Origin of the sequence: Burkholderia sp. Bp8963 (assembly GCF_003854275.1) — a bacterium.
GTDB lineage: Bacteria > Pseudomonadota > Gammaproteobacteria > Burkholderiales > Burkholderiaceae > Burkholderia.
Genome location: NZ_QTQP01000070.1, coordinates 1 through 17,257 on the forward strand (window position 1 = coordinate 1; position 17,257 = coordinate 17,257).

Sequence of the window (17,257 nt, forward strand, 5' to 3'; positions counted from 1 at the left end):
CAATATGCGCATCTCTTCAAGCGTGTTGTGAGCCAGGCTCCGGCCGTCTCGTTTCATGAGCGATCCTGTCAATAGCTGTCGCTCAAGCATAGACCATTTGTCCGCTAAATTTCTGACCTATGAGTAAATCACGGAACATGAAACGTCGGTGATTGCGGCAAGCATTTCCGGCGCGCTCAGCATGAATTGTGAGCGACACACACGCGGCCATGGCAGCCTTTTTCTTCAAGCATTGTCATTGCCCGTTGCGGCTCGGCACGCAAGCGTTCACGCATGCCGCCGGCTCGGCATTTTCTTCCGCTTTCTTTACGCAGACGGGTCATTTTTCCGCATGGCCTGGCATTGCATTTTTCTTTCAGATTAATTCGCGCCATGATTCCAAAACAGAAATCGAAATGAAAGCAAAAATTAATCTTTCAGCAATGCGTTTTTTCGGAAATGCGCCGGTCACGGTGTGTGACCGGGCGTCGCTGCGGCGGGATCGCGCGCCTGGTTTCAGGCGCGATGGGGGAAGGGAGAGGCCGACGACGGAACGTCAGCGAGTTGTCGGCGAGTTGTCGGCGAGTTGTCGGCGAGAAGCGCGCGAACGCTCAGCGCGTTTCGTCGAGCGTCGGGCCGTCCCAGCCGTCGAGGTATTTCGGCAGAGGATCGACGACGTCGATCACCCGCTGCCGGTAGAACAGGTGCATCGTCGGCTGCAGGTCGTCGGGCAGTTGTCCGGCATGCGCGCGGGCGGTCAGGCTGTTGGGCACGACGCGCATCCCGAGCCGGTTCGTGCCGAACACGATTTCGCCGCACGACGCGCAGAAGGTGCGCGACATCGCTTTCGACGGATGCGGAAACGTCGCGTCAACGCCCGTCACCGCGACTTGATCGCTGCCCCAAGCGGTCGCGGACAGCATCGATGTGCCGTAGAAATCGCGGCACGACTGGCAATGGCAGTTCGCCCTTGCAGCGGGTTCGCCACTCAGCGTGACGGTCACCGTGCCGCACAGACAGCGGACGGAACGCTCTCGAGTCATCTGGCCTCCTGTGAAGAGGCCCTAGTATAGAGACAAAGCGGGCGGCCTTTGCGCCGCCCGCTTTGCATCAGAACCGCTGACGCATGCCGACGCTGACGATCGCCTGCGACCGCGCATCCGACGAATGCCCGTTCGCCTTGTCGGACACCGACGCAGTCGCGGGCACCGGACGGCCGAGCGCGTCGAGCGTCATCCCCGACGCATGCTGGTAGGCGCCGAGCAGGTATACGCTGGTCCGCTTCGACAGGTCGTACGTCACGCCGAGCGTCACGTTGTGATACTGCGCACGCTCGTCGAGACCGTTCACGTCGCTGCCGCGCGTGTAGCTGTAGCCCGCAAACAGCTGCGTCTGCGGCTGCACGTTCCAGCGCGTGAACACGCCCGCGACGTTGAAGGTCGCGTGCCCCGAGAACAGCGAACCTGCGCCGCTGCGGTACTGCACGTTGCTGTAGTTCACCCCGACCACCGCCGGGCCGAAGTCGTAGGTCGCACCGGTCGCGATGATCTGCTGCGACTGCGCGCTCACGTAGCCTTCGTTGATCGACGAATTGAACAGGCCGTCGTCGGTGCCCTGCCACTTGCCCGTAGTCGGGTCGGCCGCGCCGCTCTTGCTGTTGTCGGCGCGCTCGTAGCCGACGCCGACCCGCAGCGGTCCCGCCGCATAGGCCGCGCCGACGCTCCACGTGTTGCGCTGCTTCAGGCTGCCCGGCTGGCCGCCGAAGCCGTACAGCGCGCCGAACGTGAAGCCTGCGTAGTTCGCGCTCGTGTACTTGATCGAATTGTCGACGCGCGCGGTCTGGTCGAGATCGTCGATGTCGCCCGGATGCGCGCCGAACCCGCCGATATACGACGACGGCCCGACCGGGCTCACGAAGTCGTCGAGCGACGTGTACTGGCGGCCGAGCGTCACCGTGCCGTAGCGGTCGCTGCCGAGGCCGACGACCGCCTGACGGCCGAATTGGCGGCCGCCCTGGCCGGATGTGCCGTTGGTGATGTCGAAGCCGCTCTCGAGGACGAACAGCGCGCGCAGGCCGCCGCCGAGATCCTCGGCCCCCTTGATGCCCCAGCGGCTGCCGGACAGGTTGCCGGTCGTGAGCCCGACGCTCGAGTGTCCCGTGGAGTTGCCGGCGGTGCCGACCCGTTCGTTGCTGCGATAGGTGACGCCCGCATCGACGATGCCGTACAGCGTGACCGAGCTTTGCGCGGACGCGAGACCGGCGAGCGAGAGCAGCAGCGGCGCTGCGACGAGATGTTTGTTCATGGTATTGGCTTGTCTCCGGGCGTGAAACCCGTTGTTCTAGGTGGGAGTTGCGAGTTGGACGAGTGGCCGGCGATGCTTCGCCGCCGGCTTGCTTGCACCGGACGGCGCACGTTGCGACAGCCCGTCGCGGCCGCCGATGGTAAATGGAACCGGTTTCAGCGGAAAGCGGAATGGCGAAAACAATTTATTGCTAAAAATGAGATAGTCGTTCGCGCACTGATCTGCACGCGCGTCGGCCACCCGCCGTCGAGCGACTGACAGCCGGCCGATTCCGGTGATGTCCGCCTCACGTCCGCTGAATAAATCCAATGCTTCTACGCTTGAGCCTGACGTAACGTCATGATTTATGGTTCATGACGGCGGAGGAATAGCGATGTCGTTAAAAATCGGCAAGCTCGCAAAACGGGCGGGCCTGACCGTTCGAGCGCTTTCTGGGCGCCGGGCTGGACACTTATGCCTATCGCCAGAACCATCAGGCGCAACGAATCTTCGAGGTTGATCTTCCTGCGACACAGCAATGGAAGCGAGAATGCCTGAGCGCCGCCGGCATTGAAATCCCGGCATCCCTGACGTATGTGCCCATTGATTTCGAACACGACACTTTGGCACGAGCGTTGTCTCAAGCCGGATTCCGCGCAGACGAGCCCGCATTTTTTTCATGGCTCGGCGTCTCGATCTATCTCGACGAAGAAGCGGTGCTGGAGACTTTACGATTCATCGCGTCGTGCGCTGCCGGAAGCGCTGTAGTCTTCGATTACGTTGTAACGCCGTCGTTGCTCACACCAATGGAGCGATTAGGCATGGAACTGGTACGCGCGAAAGTTGCGGAAAGTGGCGAGCCGTGGAAAACCTGTTTTGATCCGGCATCGCTGGCCGACAAGCTTCGCTCGCTCGGATTTGGCGAAGCGAACAACGTCAGCCCGGAAAACCTGAACGACATCTATCTGACTGGACGCAAGGATGGTTTTCGGATGGGGAACACGTTGAGATTGATGCACGCCATTGTCTGAACAACCTTCTACGCTCCTGACACTTCCAGTCAAAATGACCTCATACAATCAGACTTCGACGCCAATGCCGGCAGGCGGGAACGGGCATGCACATTCGCCTTCCCCAGAGTGGACCGCAGACAAAGTGCGGTCACTGTTCGACCTGCCCCTCCTCGATCTGACGTTTCGTGCGCAGCAGATCCACCGTGAGCACCACGCACCCAATGCCGTACAACTTTCGACGCTGCTTTCGATCAAGACCGGCGGCTGCCCCGAGGACTGCGGGTATTGCTCGCAATCGGCGCACCACGATACGAAGCTGAAAGCCGAAAAACTGATGGCGCTCGACGACGTGCTACAGGCCGCGAAAGCAGCCCAGGCCGACGGAGCAACGCGCTTTTGCATGGGGGCCGCGTGGCGTGCCCCCAAGGATCGCGATCTGCAAACGGTGAAGCGGATGATCAGCGGCGTCAAGGCGTTAGGCCTCGAGACCTGCGTGACGCTGGGCATGCTCGATGCTCACCTGGCGCGACAACTCAAGGACGCCGGGCTCGACTATTACAACCACAACCTCGACACGTCACCGGCGTTTTACGGGAAGATCGTCAGCACCCGCAGTTATGAAGACCGCCTTGCCACGCTCGCTCACGTACGCGACGCAGGTCTGCGAGTTTGCTGCGGCGGTATCCTGGGTCTCGGCGAATCGCGGGCCGACCGTGCGAGCCTGATCGCACAACTCGCGGCACTGAGCCCATATCCCGAGTCGGTGCCGATCAACCATCTGATTCCAATACCCCGCACACCGCTCGCGGAAACCATGCCCGTCGATCCGTTCGAGATCGTGCGTACGGTTGCGGCCGCACGCATCACGATGCCGAAAGCCGTGGTGCGTCTCACGGCTGGCCGCGAGCAGATGAATGACGCAGAATCCGCAAATCGAGCGCGACCGGGCCCTGATGAGCCGGCTAGGCCTCGAACCGACGTGACAATGACCATCAAGCACACATGGCGAGAACAAGATGCACATTGATCATCTAGTACGACATCCTGAATTCATTCCGACAGTTGCGACATGGCACCACGAAGCGTTTGGTTATCTGAACCCTGCCGTGACGCTCGACCAACGCGTGGCACGCCTTGGTCAACATGCTGACGATTCGTTACCCATGACGCTTCTGGCGTTGTCAGACCACGGCGATGCACAAGGAATCGCAAGCCTGGTTCAGAGTACGTTGACGCACCAGCATCTTGGTCCGTGGCTATCAGCGGTGTTCGTTCCACCCGTTCATCGCGGTAAAGGCATCGCTTCGGCGTTGGCGATACGCGCGCGTATCGAGGCGTCACGAATGGGGCACCGCAAGATCTTCCTGTTTACGCCCCGCAATGAATCCTTGTACGCGCGCCTTGGATGGCGAACGATAGACACGGCGCAGATCGGCGCCACTTCAGCCGTGGTGATGGAGGCGGACACCGGCGCATGATGGGACAGGCCGAGCATCGTGGAAGAAGCGCTTTTCTGAAGCGTCCGGGATGCTCGGCACAATGCCGAATCAACTGTCGAGTTGCAGATACTCGAATACCTTTTCATCCGGATGACGGACAATGAAGCGCCTTCCGGTGGGAACATGCTCCGGCGCAACGATAACGTCGACATGCGCCTGCACGCGATTCCAGTAGGCATCCAGATCGTCGACGACATAAATGCCATGAACCGATCGCGGGATCTGCAACGCGGATTCATCGCGGGAATCGAGTATGATCATCGGCCGCATGACAGTGACACGAAAGCCCAATTGCACGCTTTCAAAATCGGACGTCACCGGAAGGTCGAGCACATCCCGGTAAAAATCCAGCGCGCGCGTGGCACCGGCGGGAACGGTTGGAACCAGGACATCAAGTATTTTCATGAGTTGAAATACTACGCCGTTTTGGATTGATAGAAACACCTTCCATCACGCAGTATAGATAGACCATCCGAATTTCAGCTCACTCATTCACGAGTGAGCTGCAGACCTTTAAACAAGGTGGCAATATGCGCAAAATCCGAGGCTCGACGTTCAAGAATGAGCAGAAACTCCAGCAGGCCTGCAGCTTGAACGCCCTGATGCTTCGCCTTGGGCGTCGCTGGAAGCTGCAGGTCCTCTACTTCATCCATCGCGACCACGATACATTCGGGAAGCTGAAGCTGGCTTTGTCCGGCATATCCGACCAGATACTCGCGCTACGACTTCGCGAGCTGATCAACGAGGGATTGGTGACAAAGGATTGCAACAATCCGAATATCGCCGGGAACGGGATCTACCAAACCACACAGAAGGCGGAAAAGCTGCTTGTTCTTATGGAAAATCTATGTGAATGGGAAAGATTTCACGGACCAGCCGTGAGTTCTTGAATTTCATCCCGCATCAGGAACACCCGGCGCGAACGACGCCCGCGCCGCCACCCTATCGCTTCAGTCTCAAAGGGAATCAACACGCCATGCCGGTTCCATCGCAACTGCTTTTCCTGCCGGGTGCATCGGGCAGCACCGCATTCTGGCAACCGCTCGCCGACCAGCTCGTCCACCCCGCCGCGCGGCAGATCGTCGCCTATCCGGGCTTCGGTGCGGAACCCGCCGATCCGGACATTCGCGACTTCGACAGCCTCGTGCAACACGTGCTGCGGCACATCGACCGGCCGACCGCGGTCATCGCGCAATCGATGGGTGGGGTGATCGCGCTGCGCGCGGCGCTCGACAAGCCCGAACTCGTCACGCATCTGGTGCTGACGGTCACGTCCGGCGGGCTCGACATGCAGGGCCTCGGCGCACAGGACTGGCGCACCAGCTTCGTCGCCGCGAACCCGCATCTGCCGGACTGGTTCGTGACGTTCCGTGCGGATCTGTCCGACGAGCTGGGCCGCGTCGCGCAGCCGACGCTGCTGCTCTGGGGCGATGCGGATCCGATCAGCCCGGTCGCGGCCGGCCGGCGTCTTGTCGAGCGGCTGCCCGATGCGCGGCTGCATGTCGTCGCGGGCGGCCAGCACGATCTGGCCGCGGTGCATGCGCGCGTACTCGCGCCGCTCGTCGACGCGCATCTGCAGCGCGCGTGATCACGCGCCCGGCAAGCGCTAAGCAGTCGCCCCGCACGCACTACGCGTCGATAGCGAGGCTGCGCAGCTCGAGCCGCGCCTCGAGCCCGCCTTCCGGCCGGTTCCGCAACGTCAGCACGCCGCCCATCGCGAGCGCGAGCTGCCGAGCGATCGCGAGCCCAAGCCCGGTTCCGCCCGTTTCGCGATTGCGCGACGTCTCGATGCGCCGGAACGGTTCGAACACCGCTTCGAGCAGATCGTCCGGAATCCCTGGCCCGCTGTCGCGCACCGCGACGATCGCGCCGCCGTCAGGCGCAGCCGTCACGGCGATGTCGGCCGCGCCCGCGAATTTCAGCGCGTTGTCGACGAGGTTTCCGACGATCCGGCGCAATGCCTGCGGGCGCGTGACGAGCGCGATCGTCACGCGGCTTTCCAGCGTGACCGCCTGCCCCGCATCGACGTAATCGCAGACGATGCTGTCGAGCAGTGCGTCGAGATCGATGCGGCGCGCCGCTTCCGCGCTGCCGTGCAGCGTCCGCGCATACGCGACGCCCTCCTTCACGAGCGTTTCCATCTCGATCAGATCCTGGCGCAGCTTCGCGCCCTGCGTGTCGTCTTCCATCACGTCGACGCGCAGCCGCATCCGCGTGATCGGCGTCTGCAGGTCGTGCGAGATCGACGCGAGGATCTGCATGCGCTCGGCCATGTATTGCGCGATGCGGTCCTGCATCGCATTGAACGCGCGCGCCGCGCGCGCAACTTCCGACGGGCCGTCCTCGCTCAGCCGCTCGGCCTTCAGGTCGGGGCCGAGCGCGTCGGCGGCCTGCGCGAGCTGCTTCAGCGGCCGCGTCGCGAGCCGCACCGCAAGCCAGCAGCACGCGGCAAGCACCGCGAGCTGCAGCGCGAGCACGAGCGGCAGCCAGCCCGACATCGGCACCGTCGACATCGGATGGACGTCGATCGTCAGCGGCGAACCGTCGGTCAGGCGCAGATGCACCTGAAAATGTTCGCGGTCGCCGGGAATCGCGTTCGCGGTCAGCGGATACTCGCTGCCGATGCCGTCCGAGATCGACTGCTCGACGCGCGCCGACAGCAGCGCGTCCGGCGGCGTGCCGGTCTCGCCCGGCCCGAGCATGAACCGGTAGCTGCGTCGCGCGAGGCGCGGCAGCCACGCGGCGCGCTCGCCGGCCGGCAGATGGTCGAGCAGCGCGACCGAGCTCGCGACTTCGCGCTCGATGTAGCCCATCATCATGTTGGTCGTCGCCTGGTCGCGCTCCGTCACCGTGAGCCAGAACGACAGCGTCTGTGCGAGCGCGAGGCCGACGCACAGGATCAGCGCGAGCCGCGCGAACAGCGTGCGCGGCCACTGCCACATCGCGCGCGGCGTCATGGCGTATCCTCGACGACGGAAACCGCCGCCGAGAACACATAGCCCTCGTTGCGCAGCGTCTTGATGTAGCGCGGCTCGCGCGCGCCGTCGCGCAGGCGCTGCCGCAAGCGGCTCACGAGCAGGTCGATCGAACGGTCGAACGGGTCGGACTGCCGTCCTTGCGTGAGGTTAAGCAGCTGGTCGCGCGTCAGCACGCGCTGCGGATTGTCGAGGAACACGCGCAGCAGCCGGTATTCGGCGCCACTCAACGCGACCAGCGTACCGTCGGCGTCGAGCAAGTGGCGCCCCGTCGTATCGAGCCGCCATTCGCCGAAGCCGAGCATCTCGGCTGTCTCCGTCACCTGCATGCCGGGCGGCAGCATCCGCGTGCGGCGCAGCACCGAGCGGATGCGCGCGAGCAGTTCGCGCACCGCGAACGGCTTCGCGAGATAGTCGTCGGCGCCCATCTCGAGGCCGACGATGCGGTCGGTCTCTTCGCTGCGCGCGGTCAGCATCAGCACCGGCACCGAGCGGAACTTGCCGACGCGCAGCTCGCGGCACAGCACGAGGCCGTCCTCGCCGGGCAGCATCAGGTCCAGCACGATCAGGTCGGGCGCGCCGCTGTCGAGCACGGCACGCATCTCGCGCCCGTTCGCGGCCAGCGACACGCGCATGCCGTTCTTCTCGAGATAGCCGGCGATCAGCTCGCGGATGCCGCGATCGTCGTCGACGATCAGCACGTGGTCGGTCTTGTCCATGGCAGGAATCTTACTCGCGGCATGTGCCGCACAAATGTCCGGTCGTCAGGTGGTCGGTTGTCCGGATGCCACGCGGCGCCGGACAGGCGATGTTCGCTTTATACCGCAGCCCGACCGACCATTTGTATCCCAACGTATCCGGCCCGGCCGCGGATACACGACATTGCACACGGGTGGTTTCGCGGACACATGCGGGATACGTCCGCGCGGCTCAATACGGTCTGTCGAAACCGCGAACGTCCGCCGCCGGCACCGGCCGGCAGCGGCGCCGCTCCCCGGAGGAACCTGTCATGTTCACCACGCGCCTCAAGACCGCCGCCGTCGTCACCGCCCTTGCCGCCATTGCCGCCACCGCCGCGCTGGCCGCGTTCGCCGACACGCGGGGCCAGACCGTCTCGCCGATGCCGGACGCCGGCGCGGCGGCCCCCGAACTCGCCGGCATCGAGCGCTGGCACAACAGCGCGCCGCTCACGCTCGGCCAGTTGCGCGGCAAGGTCGTGCTCGTCGATTTCTGGACGTACTCGTGCATCAACTGCATCCACACGATCCCGCACGTGAACGACTGGTACCGCAAGTACCGCGACCAGGGCCTCGTCGTGATCGGCGTGCACACGCCCGAATATCCGTTCGAGCGCGACGCGCACAATGTCGCGGACGCGATCGGGCGCTTCGGGATCCGCTACCCGGTCGCGCAGGACAACCGCTATGACACGTGGAACGCTTATGGCAACCGCTACTGGCCCGCGATGTACCTGATCGACGGCAACGGGCGGATCGTCTACACGCGCTTCGGCGAAGGCGAGTACGACAAGACCGAAGCCGCGATTCGCGACGCGCTCGCCCAGACAGCAAAAACCGCTGATACCGCTAAAACCGCGCAGAGCGCGGCCGGCCCGCGCGACGCCATGCGCGCACAGTAGTTGCCCGACACACGCGGGCGTCATTCCGGCTTCGCGTCGGCCTCCGCGAGCATCGCATCGCCAATCTGGCGGTTGCCGAGCGCGACGAGCGCGTCGCCCGCGCCGCGAATGTCGTCCGCCGCCTTGTTCTGGCTGAGCTTGCGCTTGCCGACGAGCCGCGTGATCTCGATCTGCAGCCCGACGATCGACTGCAGCATCGTGTCGAGATAATCCTTCGGCGCATCGCCCATCTTCCACGGCTCGGGCTGCGATGCCTCGTGCGTGCGCGTGAGCCGAGCGACCAAGCCGCGCACGAACTTCTCGTCGTCGCGCACGGTGATCCGGCCGTGTGCATGCACGACGACGTAATTCCACGTCGGCACCTGCCGGTGCGTCGCATGCTTGCTCGGATACCAGTTCGGCGACACGTATGCGTCGCCGGCGCGGAAGATCACGAGCACCTCGTCGCCGTTCGCGATGTCCTGCCAGACCGGATTCGCGCGCGCGACATGCGCATGCAGCTCGCCGAGCCCGCTGTCGCCCGCGATCAGCTCGAACGGGATGTGATTCGCGTCGAGCCCGCCGCGGCCATGCGTCACCAGCGTGCCGAACGGAAATTGCGCGATCAGCGCGTGCAGCGTATCGATGCGTGATTCGTCGAAATGGGCGGGGACGTACATGAAAGCTCCACGGTCAGGCAAAGGTCCAGAGGCACACGGGTTCGAACCCGTCATGCGGAAATTGTGGCTGCAAACTGGTTTATGCTACAGAGCCGGTTTGAAACATTTTCAGTGAACCAGAATCATGGCGAGGACTGCCCGGAACGTCGAAATCCCGTCCCTTGGCGCGCTCGACCGCGCGGCCGGCAACCTGAGCCGTCAGCTCGCGCAGGGGTTGCGGGAAGCGGTCCGCCACGGCGAGATCCGGCCCGGCGATGCGCTGCCGTCCACGCGCGTGCTGGCGGCGGCGCTGCAGGTCGCGCGCGGCACGGTCGTCGACGCATACGCGCAGCTGATCGCCGAAGGCTTCCTGGAGTCTCGTGGCGGCGCCGGCACGCACGTCGCGCACGCGCTGGCCGAGCCGCCGGCACCCGCCGCACCGCCTGACGCGCGCGGCCGGCCGGCCCGCACCGCGCTGCCCGAGCCCGCCGCGGCATTCGCGCGGATCGCGCTGGAATTCGCGCCGCTGCCGGCGGTGCCGTTCGCGATCTCGGTGCCCGTCGGCCTGACCGCGCCCGACGACATCTGGCGCCGGCTCGGCAACCGGCTGCGCGCGCGCGGCGCCGGCGCGCCATCCGGCTATGCCGATCCGCAAGGCGCGCTGCCGCTGCGCGAAGCGATCGCCGACTACGTGCGCAAGTCGCGCTCGGTGCGGTGCGAGCCCGGCCAGGTCATCGTCACCAGCGGCACCCAGCAGGGGCTCCATCTCGCCTGCCAGGTGCTGCTCGGCGCCGACGACCGGACCTGGGTCGAAAACCCCGCGTACCGAGGGATCACCGCGCTGCTGGAAAGCACGGGCCGGCGCGACGCGATGGTGCGCGTGCCGGTCGACGACGAAGGCATCGACGTCGACGCCGGGATCCGGAGCGCGCCGGATGCCCGCGCCGCGTTCGTCACACCGTCGCACCAGTACCCGCTCGGGATGCCGATGAGCATGGCGCGGCGCAACGCGCTGCTCGCGTGGGCACGCACCAGCCGTGCGTGGATCGTCGAGGACGACTACGACAGCGAGCTGCGCTACGAAGGCTATCCGTTTCCGTCGCTGCAGGGGCTCGATCCCGACCGCGTGATCTACCTCGGCACGTTCAGCAAGATCCTGTTCCCGTCGCTGCGGCTCGGCTACGTGATCGCGCCCGACAATCTCGTCGCGGCGTTCTGCGGCGCGCGCGTGCTGATGGATCGCCACGCGCCAACCGCCGACCAGCACGTGCTGGCCGCCTTCATGGCCGAAGGCCACCTCGACCGCCACATCCGCCGCGTGCGCGCCGTGTACGCGGAGCATCGCGCACAGCTGATCGACACGCTCGGCGCGCGGCTGCCGAAGCCGCTCGCGTGGCTGCAGCCCGGCGACCAGGGGATGCACGTCGTGCTGTGGCTGGCCGAGGGCATCGACGATCGCGCGGTCGTCGCGCGTGCGGCGCAAGCCGGCGTCGCGGTGCGCGCGGTGTCGCCGATGTTCGCGCCGGGCACCGGCCGCCCGGGGCTCGTGCTCGGGTTCGGCGGCTTCAGCCGCGCGCAGATCGACACGGCCGCGCAGCGGCTCGCCGACGTGATCGCTGCGGCCGGCGCGGCGCACGCGCGAGGTTGAGCGCGGCGCGCACATGACGTTCAGCGGCGCGCGTTCGACAGCCGCGCAGGCTCCCGATTCGTCAGTCGAATGGCCACACTAGCCGGCGCCACACGTTGTCGAACCGAAACAATCGTAATCGTCTGTAAATCCTGCAAGCGGGAGCCCGCTTCGGGCGCCGGCGCGCGGCGTCCGTTTGCTACGATCGCGCCTTTTCCGCCCGTGCTTTCTCTTCGTATATCGCCGTGAGTTGCCGTGAATCGCCGAATCGTGTCGTCCATCCGTGAACTGTGCGCTAGGTCGCTCGCCCGCGTCCGGCCGCAGGCGGCCGCCATCGCGCTGCGCATCCGCGCGCTGCTCGCGGCCGTGCTGCACCGGCTTCGGCACCCGACCCGCCGCGGCATCGCGCTGACGCTCGCCGCGGTGCCCGTGCTCGGCCTGCTGGCCCTGCTCGCGTTCATCCCGTTCACGCCGAGCATCGGCGACATCCGCAAGGCGCGCATCGACCGGCCCGCGCAGATCGTGTCGGCCGACGGCCAGGTGATCGCCGAATTCCGGCCCGTCAACCGCGAATGGGTGCCGCTCAGACAGATCTCGCCGCACATGGTCGACGCGCTGATCGCAACGGAAGACCGCCGCTTCTACGAGCACCACGGGATCGACTGGAAACGCACCGCGTCGGCTGCGCTGCATACGTTCTCCGGCGAGCGCCAGGGCGGCTCGACGATCACGCAGCAACTCGCGCGCAACCTGTACCCCGACGACGTCGGCCGCGCGCCGACGCTCACGCGCAAGCTGAAGGAGCTGATCACCGCGTTCAAGATCGAGATGGTCTACAGCAAGCCCGAGATTCTCGAGACCTACCTGAACACGGTGCCGTTCCTGTACAACGCGTACGGCGTCGAAATGGCCGCTCGCACCTACTTCGGCAAGTCGGCGAACGAGCTCGACATCCTCGAAAGCGCGACGCTCGTCGGGATGTTGAAGGGCAACAGCTACTACAACCCGGTGCTGAACCCCGAACGCGCGCTGCAACGGCGCAACACGGTGCTCGCGCAGATGAACCGCTACGGCAAGCTGCGGCCCGACGCATACGCGTGGCTGATCCGGCAGCCGATGCGCGTCGACTTCGAGCCGCAGACCGCCTCGCCGGGCCCCGCGCCGCACTTCGCCGCGCTGCTGCGCAAGTGGCTGATCGCGTGGGCCGACCGCAACGATTACAACGTCTATTCGGACGGGCTCGTCGTGCGCACGACGATCGACTCGCGCCTGCAGGAAATGGCGACGCAGGCGCTGGACGCGCAGACCGACCAGTTGCAAAGGATTGCGAACGACGCATGGCGCGGCCCCGGCGGCTGCGGCCTGCGCAACGACCTGTTCCGCACGTTCATCCGGCAGACGCCCGACTACCGGACGCTGCGCGACGCGGGCATGCCGGACCCGGCCGCGCTGCGCAAGCTCGGCACGGACCGCGCGTTCATGCGCGCGCTGTGCGACAGCAAGACCCAGGTGCAGGCCGGCTTCATCGCGATCGATCCGCGCGACGGCCAGATCAAGGCCTGGGTCGGCAGCCGCGACTTCGCCGACGAGCCGTTCGATCACGTGCAGCAGGCGCGCCGCCAGCCGGGCTCGACGTTCAAGCCGTTCGTGTACGGCGCGGCGTTCGCGGACGGCGCGCGGCCGACCGACACGTTCATCGACCGCAATGTCGCGATCCCGCTGTCGGGGCACGCAGTCTGGCGGCCGACCGACGCGGAGCCGCCGACGGGCCTGCCGATGACGCTGCGCGACGCGCTCGCGCATTCGCGCAACCGCATCACCGCGCAACTGATGCAGCGCGAAGGCCCCGCGAAAGTCGTCGGGCTCGCGCGCGCGATGGGCGTGCGCGAGAGTCCGCTCGACGCGGTGCCGTCGCTCGCGCTCGGCACGAGCCCCGTCACGCTGAAGGAAATGGTGTCCGCCTACGGCACGATCGCGAACCGCGGCGTGTACGTCGCGCCGCAAATGATCACGCGCATCGAGGATCGCAACGGCAAGGTGCTCGCCCAGTTCGGCAGCGCGCCGCCGGAGCGGGCGCTGCCCTCCGGCGCCGCGCTGACGCTCGTCGACGTGATGCGCGACGTCGTCGACTACGGCACCGGCGCGGACATCCGTGCGCGCTACGGGATCCGCGCGGATGTGGCCGGCAAGACCGGCACGACGCAGGACAATGCGGACGGCTGGTTCATCCTGATGCATGCGCAGCTCGTCGCCGGCGCGTGGGTCGGCTTCGACGACGGACACGTGACGCTCGGCAGCGATTACTGGGGCGAAGGCGCGCACAGCGCGCTGCCGATCGTCGGCGCGTTCTACGATTCGGCGCTGCGTGCGCGCATGATCGATCCGCGCGCGCAGTTGTCGCCGGATTTCCGGCCGCGCACCGCGCCCCCGCCGCCGAAACGGCATCCGCGCCCGGGTCCGGGTCTATTCGACTGGCTGAGGCTGTTCCGCTAGCCGCGTCGCGAAACCGGCGTCAGTGCGCGACGGCGTCCTGCAGCAGTTGCCGGGATTCAATCCGCCGTATCCCCACCCTTCGGCACCTTCGCCCATGCATTGCGGCCCGGCAGCGGCGACCATGCCGGCCGCGTCTTGCGCGCGCTATCGATCACGACCAGATAGCGGCCCTCGATCGGTGTCACGTCGCGCCGCGGATTCAGCACCCAGTACGATTTGCCGGTCTCGATGCGCGCCTCGTAAATGGCGTCGAGAATGCCATGCCGGTCAATGAATACGTTCAACGACGCCGGAATCCGCACACAGCCCTTCGAGTGGCGAATGCCTAGCAGCGGCTCGAGACGGTCCGGATCGGTCGCATGCAACTGGAAGCGCATCGGCGATTCGCCGCCCTTGCCCCAGCCGCGCTCGCCGTCCTCCCAGCCGAAGTCGTAGATCCGCATGTCGCGGCGCCCGTAGCCGCGAATGCCGTTGCCGTTCGTCGTGCCTTCCGCGCGGAAATCCATGTTGTCCGGCGTATGCGTGAACACGCCGAGTGGCGTCAGGAAGTGGTCGTACTTGCCCGGCAAGCCGGTCGCGACCGGCGACGCGCCGATCATGAACCACGCGTTCGCCGGCGTCGCGCGGAAGTAGATGAAGAGCGCCTGCACGGTTGGCGCGCGATCGACGAGCACCACGTATTCGCCCGCGAGATCGGCGAGATCGTCGGCCGCGAGTGCCTGCTGCAGGCGCAGCCCGTATGCGCGCTGCACGCTGACGGGCACGTTCAGCCGACGGGTCACTTCCTGCGCGAACCGCTTGCGCATGTCGACCGCGCGGGTCGTCGCGCTTGCGGCATCGGCCGGAGACAGCAGCGGATGCATGCGCGGCGTCACGGGTGCCGCTTCGCTGGCCGGCACGGCCGATGCGGCAGATGCGGCAGATGCGGCGCTGGCCGGTGTGGCGGGCGCTGCTGCGGCCGGTGTGGTGGACGGTGCAGCGGACATGCCACCCGACGCGTTCGATGGACTCGATGCAGCGGACGTCGGTGCGGCACCAGACATCGGCGATGTGGCGGACTCGGGCTGCCCAGCGAGGACGGAAATTGCCGGCGCCGCGGCACACGCGCACGCGGCCAGCGAAGCGGCAAGACGACGCGGCCACGCAAAGCGCCGCGTCAGACGAGGAAACTTCATACGATCGATGCCATCGGCCGTGTCGGCCATCGCATGTCGATCGCGGCACATGAGCCGCATGAGGCAACGACGCGTCGGGCGCTACGCGCACCCGGACGCCGACGCATCCACGCGGCACACCCGGCCGCGCGCGCCACGCGATCAGGCCGATGGGGGCCAGAGAGTCGTCTGACTTTTCATTCTACGCGCGCGCAACGCGCGGCGCTTGTGCGCCGCGCGGCCGTCACTTCGAGATCGCCTCGAGCGCGATGCCTTTCGTGCGCGGCCCCATCAGGCCGATCGATGCCATCACGATCGCCATCGCGCCCGCGATGAACACGAACACGCCGACGGTGCCGAAGCCCTTCAGCACCGCGGCGATCACGAACGACGTGAAGATCGCCGAGAAGCGGCTCCACGAATAGACGAAGCCGACCGCACGCGCACGGATCGCGGTCGGGAACAGCTCGGCCTGGTACGCATGGAAGCTGTAGGACATGATGTTGTTCGCGAGCGTGAGGCCGATGCCGAGCACGACCAGCAGCGCGGCCACGGTCGTCTGGCTGAACAGCAGCCCGCAGACGATCGCCGCGCCCGCCATCGCGACGATCACCGACTTGCGCTCGAAGCGATCAGCAATCAGAAGTCCGATCAACGGGCCGATCGGCGCGGCGAGCGCGATCACGCTCGAGTACATCAGGCTCGTCGTGATCGTGATGCCCTGCTTGATCAGCAGCGTCGGCACCCAGTTCGCGAAGCCGTAGAAGCCGACCGTCTGGAACACGTTGAAGATCGTCATCATGATCGTGCGGTTGCGGTACGGCGGCACCCACATGTCGCCGAACCGGCCGCGTGCGGGCACCGGCTCGGCCGGCGCGGGCGGCGGCAGCGGCCGGCCATATTCGGCTTCGACCTTCGCCTCGAGCGCACGCATCACGCGGTCGGCCTCGCCGAGCCGGCCCTGCTGCGCAAGCCAGCGCGGGCTTTCCGGCAGCGCGCGGCGGATCCACCAGACGAAGATCGCGCCATGCGCGCCGATCAGCACGACCCAGCGCCAGCCGTCGAGGCCGAGCGGTACGTGCGGGACGAGCAGATAGGCGAGGAACGCGACGACCGGCACCGCGACGAAGCCCACCGCCTGCTCACACGCGAACGCGCGGCCGCGGATCTGCTTCGGCACGAGCTCGGAGATGTACGTGCCGATCGTCACCATCTCGACGCCAAGGCCGAGGCCGACGACGAAGCGCCAGAAGTTGAGGCCCGTGGCGGTGTCCTGGAACGCCATCACGACGTTCGCGGCCGTGTACCACAGCAGCGACCACGTGAAGATCGCGCGGCGGCCGAAACGGTCCGCGAGAAAGCCGCACGCGATCGTGCCGATGAAGAGGCCCGCGAACAGCGCGGCGATGAAGCTCGCGACGCCGGTCGTGCCGAACAGCCCGTGCGTCGTCGCGGTGAGGACGCCGCTTTTCACGAGGCCGGGTGCGACGTAGCCGCTATACAGCAGGTCGTAGAGTTCGAAGAAGAAGCCGAGGCTCAGCAGCACGACGAGCTTCCACACGCTGCGGGTGGGCGGCAAGCGGTCGAGGCGCGCGGATATCGAGCCCGCGTCGATCGGTGAGGTGGGGGCGGCCTCCGCTGCGGCGAGCGGATCGTGCTGGGGCGAAGCCATGGTGGCGTGTCTCCGGAATCCTGATTGTTCTGGGCGCTGCCGAGCGGCGGATCGGCGGATCGGCGGATCGGTGGATCGGCGGGCGGATTCGGGCATTCTAGCGGGGACGGAAGGCGAGCACATCACCCGCGCCGGCGACCCTACCCCTTTTTGCATAGCCCCGCGCCCTGCGTGGAGATTTTGTAAATTCCGTAACGATCTGTCCGGCGCGCTTTCGCCGGCAGCGGGACGCAACGTCCGCCACACCGTGCCGCGCCGCCGGCCCCTGCGCAAACGACGTACCGA

At 66.2% G+C, this 17,257-nt stretch carries 17 protein-coding genes; 8 read left to right on the top strand and 9 right to left on the bottom strand.

Annotated elements, in window-relative coordinates; all coding sequences use genetic code 11:
- Positions 1-590: 590 nt before the first annotated feature.
- The 3 genes from DID96_RS33805 to DID96_RS38560 form a co-directional block, all read right to left on the bottom strand.
- Entirely contained in the window at positions 591-1,022 is a 432-nt protein-coding gene (locus DID96_RS33805) for a GFA family protein (protein WP_124603540.1), read from the bottom strand.
- 67 nt (positions 1,023-1,089) lie between these two features.
- A complete protein-coding gene (locus DID96_RS33810; protein ID WP_124603541.1) occupies positions 1,090-2,283 on the bottom strand; it encodes a porin in 1,194 nt (397 codons plus the stop codon).
- 36 nt (positions 2,284-2,319) lie between these two features.
- Positions 2,320-2,592: a hypothetical protein gene (locus DID96_RS38560; RefSeq protein WP_124603542.1), complete on the bottom strand. Its 273-nt coding sequence runs from the start codon at positions 2,590-2,592 to the stop codon at positions 2,320-2,322.
- A 122-nt stretch (positions 2,593-2,714) separates the two neighbouring features.
- Between DID96_RS38560 and DID96_RS33820 the strand changes: the two genes are divergently transcribed.
- From DID96_RS33820 to DID96_RS33830, 3 genes are read left to right on the top strand one after another with little or no spacing between them, the layout of a single operon-like run.
- Positions 2,715-3,293 carry an SAM-dependent methyltransferase gene (locus DID96_RS33820; RefSeq protein WP_124603543.1) on the top strand — a complete coding sequence of 193 codons (579 nt, stop codon included), beginning with the start codon at positions 2,715-2,717 and terminating at the stop codon, positions 3,291-3,293.
- 34 nt (positions 3,294-3,327) lie between these two features.
- The gene (gene bioB, locus DID96_RS33825) at positions 3,328-4,302 is read left to right on the top strand and encodes a biotin synthase BioB (RefSeq protein WP_409333838.1); all 975 of its coding nucleotides are present in this window, start codon (positions 3,328-3,330) and stop codon (positions 4,300-4,302) included.
- Entirely contained in the window at positions 4,292-4,753 is a 462-nt protein-coding gene (locus DID96_RS33830; protein ID WP_124603544.1) for a GNAT family N-acetyltransferase, read from the top strand. Before bioB ends, DID96_RS33830 begins: the two co-directional genes overlap by 11 nt.
- Positions 4,754-4,822: 69 nt before the next feature.
- On the opposite strand, the gene DID96_RS33835 is transcribed toward DID96_RS33830, so the two are convergent.
- Positions 4,823-5,179: a VOC family protein gene (locus DID96_RS33835; protein WP_124603545.1), complete on the bottom strand. Its 357-nt coding sequence runs from the start codon at positions 5,177-5,179 to the stop codon at positions 4,823-4,825.
- A 185-nt stretch (positions 5,180-5,364) separates the two neighbouring features.
- Between DID96_RS33835 and DID96_RS33840 the strand changes: the two genes are divergently transcribed.
- Together DID96_RS33840 and DID96_RS33845 are read left to right on the top strand one after the other, a co-directional pair.
- Positions 5,365-5,664: a helix-turn-helix domain-containing protein gene (locus tag DID96_RS33840; RefSeq protein ID WP_185732456.1), complete on the top strand. Its 300-nt coding sequence runs from the start codon at positions 5,365-5,367 to the stop codon at positions 5,662-5,664.
- Between the two features lie 86 nt (positions 5,665-5,750).
- A complete protein-coding gene (locus tag DID96_RS33845; RefSeq protein ID WP_124603547.1) occupies positions 5,751-6,362 on the top strand; it encodes an alpha/beta fold hydrolase in 612 nt (203 codons plus the stop codon).
- A 40-nt stretch (positions 6,363-6,402) separates the two neighbouring features.
- Here DID96_RS33845 and DID96_RS33850 read toward each other — a convergent pair whose 3' ends face one another.
- Entirely contained in the window at positions 6,403-7,731 is a 1,329-nt protein-coding gene (locus DID96_RS33850; protein WP_124603548.1) for an ATP-binding protein, read from the bottom strand.
- Entirely contained in the window at positions 7,728-8,468 is a 741-nt protein-coding gene (locus tag DID96_RS33855; RefSeq protein ID WP_124603549.1) for a response regulator, read from the bottom strand. Before DID96_RS33855 ends, DID96_RS33850 begins: the two co-directional genes overlap by 4 nt.
- 290 nt (positions 8,469-8,758) lie before the next feature.
- Here DID96_RS33855 and DID96_RS33860 point away from each other — a divergent pair, with 290 nt between their 5' ends.
- Positions 8,759-9,388, top strand: a complete 630-nt coding sequence (locus DID96_RS33860) for a thioredoxin family protein (RefSeq protein WP_124603550.1) — start codon at positions 8,759-8,761, stop codon at positions 9,386-9,388.
- Positions 9,389-9,408: 20 nt separating this feature from the next.
- Here the strand turns inward: DID96_RS33860 and DID96_RS33865 are convergent, their stop codons facing one another.
- Entirely contained in the window at positions 9,409-10,047 is a 639-nt protein-coding gene (locus tag DID96_RS33865) for an FMN-binding negative transcriptional regulator (RefSeq protein WP_124603551.1), read from the bottom strand.
- A gap of 124 nt (positions 10,048-10,171) precedes the next feature.
- Here DID96_RS33865 and DID96_RS33870 point away from each other — a divergent pair, with 124 nt between their 5' ends.
- Together DID96_RS33870 and DID96_RS33875 are read left to right on the top strand one after the other, a co-directional pair.
- Positions 10,172-11,674, top strand: coding sequence for a PLP-dependent aminotransferase family protein (locus DID96_RS33870; protein WP_124603552.1), 1,503 nt, complete (start codon positions 10,172-10,174; stop codon positions 11,672-11,674).
- Positions 11,675-11,908: 234 nt separating this feature from the next.
- Complete coding sequence (locus DID96_RS33875) at positions 11,909-14,146, top strand: penicillin-binding protein 1A (RefSeq protein WP_260464115.1); 2,238 nt, start codon at positions 11,909-11,911, stop codon at positions 14,144-14,146.
- A gap of 56 nt (positions 14,147-14,202) precedes the next feature.
- On the opposite strand, the gene DID96_RS33880 is transcribed toward DID96_RS33875, so the two are convergent.
- Both DID96_RS33880 and DID96_RS33885 read right to left on the bottom strand, forming a co-directional pair.
- The gene (locus DID96_RS33880) at positions 14,203-15,351 is read right to left on the bottom strand and encodes a hypothetical protein (RefSeq protein WP_124603553.1); all 1,149 of its coding nucleotides are present in this window, start codon (positions 15,349-15,351) and stop codon (positions 14,203-14,205) included.
- Between the two features lie 193 nt (positions 15,352-15,544).
- On the bottom strand, positions 15,545-16,972 hold the full coding sequence (locus DID96_RS33885; RefSeq protein WP_124603554.1) for an MFS transporter: 1,428 nt from the start codon (positions 16,970-16,972) through the stop codon (positions 15,545-15,547).
- Positions 16,973-17,257 lie beyond the last annotated feature (285 nt).

What these genes read in the sequence shown, in the direction of transcription:
- DID96_RS33860 (WP_124603550.1), top strand. Translation starts at nt 8,759, where the DNA reads ATGTTCACCACGCGCCTCAAGACCGCCGCCGTCGTCACCGCCCTTGCC.
- DID96_RS33830 (WP_124603544.1), top strand. Translation starts at nt 4,292, where the DNA reads ATGCACATTGATCATCTAGTACGACATCCTGAATTCATTCCGACAGTT.
- DID96_RS33865 (WP_124603551.1), bottom strand. Translation starts at nt 10,047, where the DNA reads ATGTACGTCCCCGCCCATTTCGACGAATCACGCATCGATACGCTGCAC.
- DID96_RS33805 (WP_124603540.1), bottom strand. Translation starts at nt 1,022, where the DNA reads ATGACTCGAGAGCGTTCCGTCCGCTGTCTGTGCGGCACGGTGACCGTC.
- DID96_RS33870 (WP_124603552.1), top strand. Translation starts at nt 10,172, where the DNA reads ATGGCGAGGACTGCCCGGAACGTCGAAATCCCGTCCCTTGGCGCGCTC.
- bioB (WP_409333838.1), top strand. Translation starts at nt 3,328, where the DNA reads ATGACCTCATACAATCAGACTTCGACGCCAATGCCGGCAGGCGGGAAC.
- DID96_RS33835 (WP_124603545.1), bottom strand. Translation starts at nt 5,179, where the DNA reads ATGAAAATACTTGATGTCCTGGTTCCAACCGTTCCCGCCGGTGCCACG.
- DID96_RS33810 (WP_124603541.1), bottom strand. Translation starts at nt 2,283, where the DNA reads ATGAACAAACATCTCGTCGCAGCGCCGCTGCTGCTCTCGCTCGCCGGT.
- DID96_RS33880 (WP_124603553.1), bottom strand. Translation starts at nt 15,351, where the DNA reads ATGGCCGACACGGCCGATGGCATCGATCGTATGAAGTTTCCTCGTCTG.
- DID96_RS33845 (WP_124603547.1), top strand. Translation starts at nt 5,751, where the DNA reads ATGCCGGTTCCATCGCAACTGCTTTTCCTGCCGGGTGCATCGGGCAGC.
- DID96_RS33885 (WP_124603554.1), bottom strand. Translation starts at nt 16,972, where the DNA reads ATGGCTTCGCCCCAGCACGATCCGCTCGCCGCAGCGGAGGCCGCCCCC.
- DID96_RS33855 (WP_124603549.1), bottom strand. Translation starts at nt 8,468, where the DNA reads ATGGACAAGACCGACCACGTGCTGATCGTCGACGACGATCGCGGCATC.
- DID96_RS33850 (WP_124603548.1), bottom strand. Translation starts at nt 7,731, where the DNA reads ATGACGCCGCGCGCGATGTGGCAGTGGCCGCGCACGCTGTTCGCGCGG.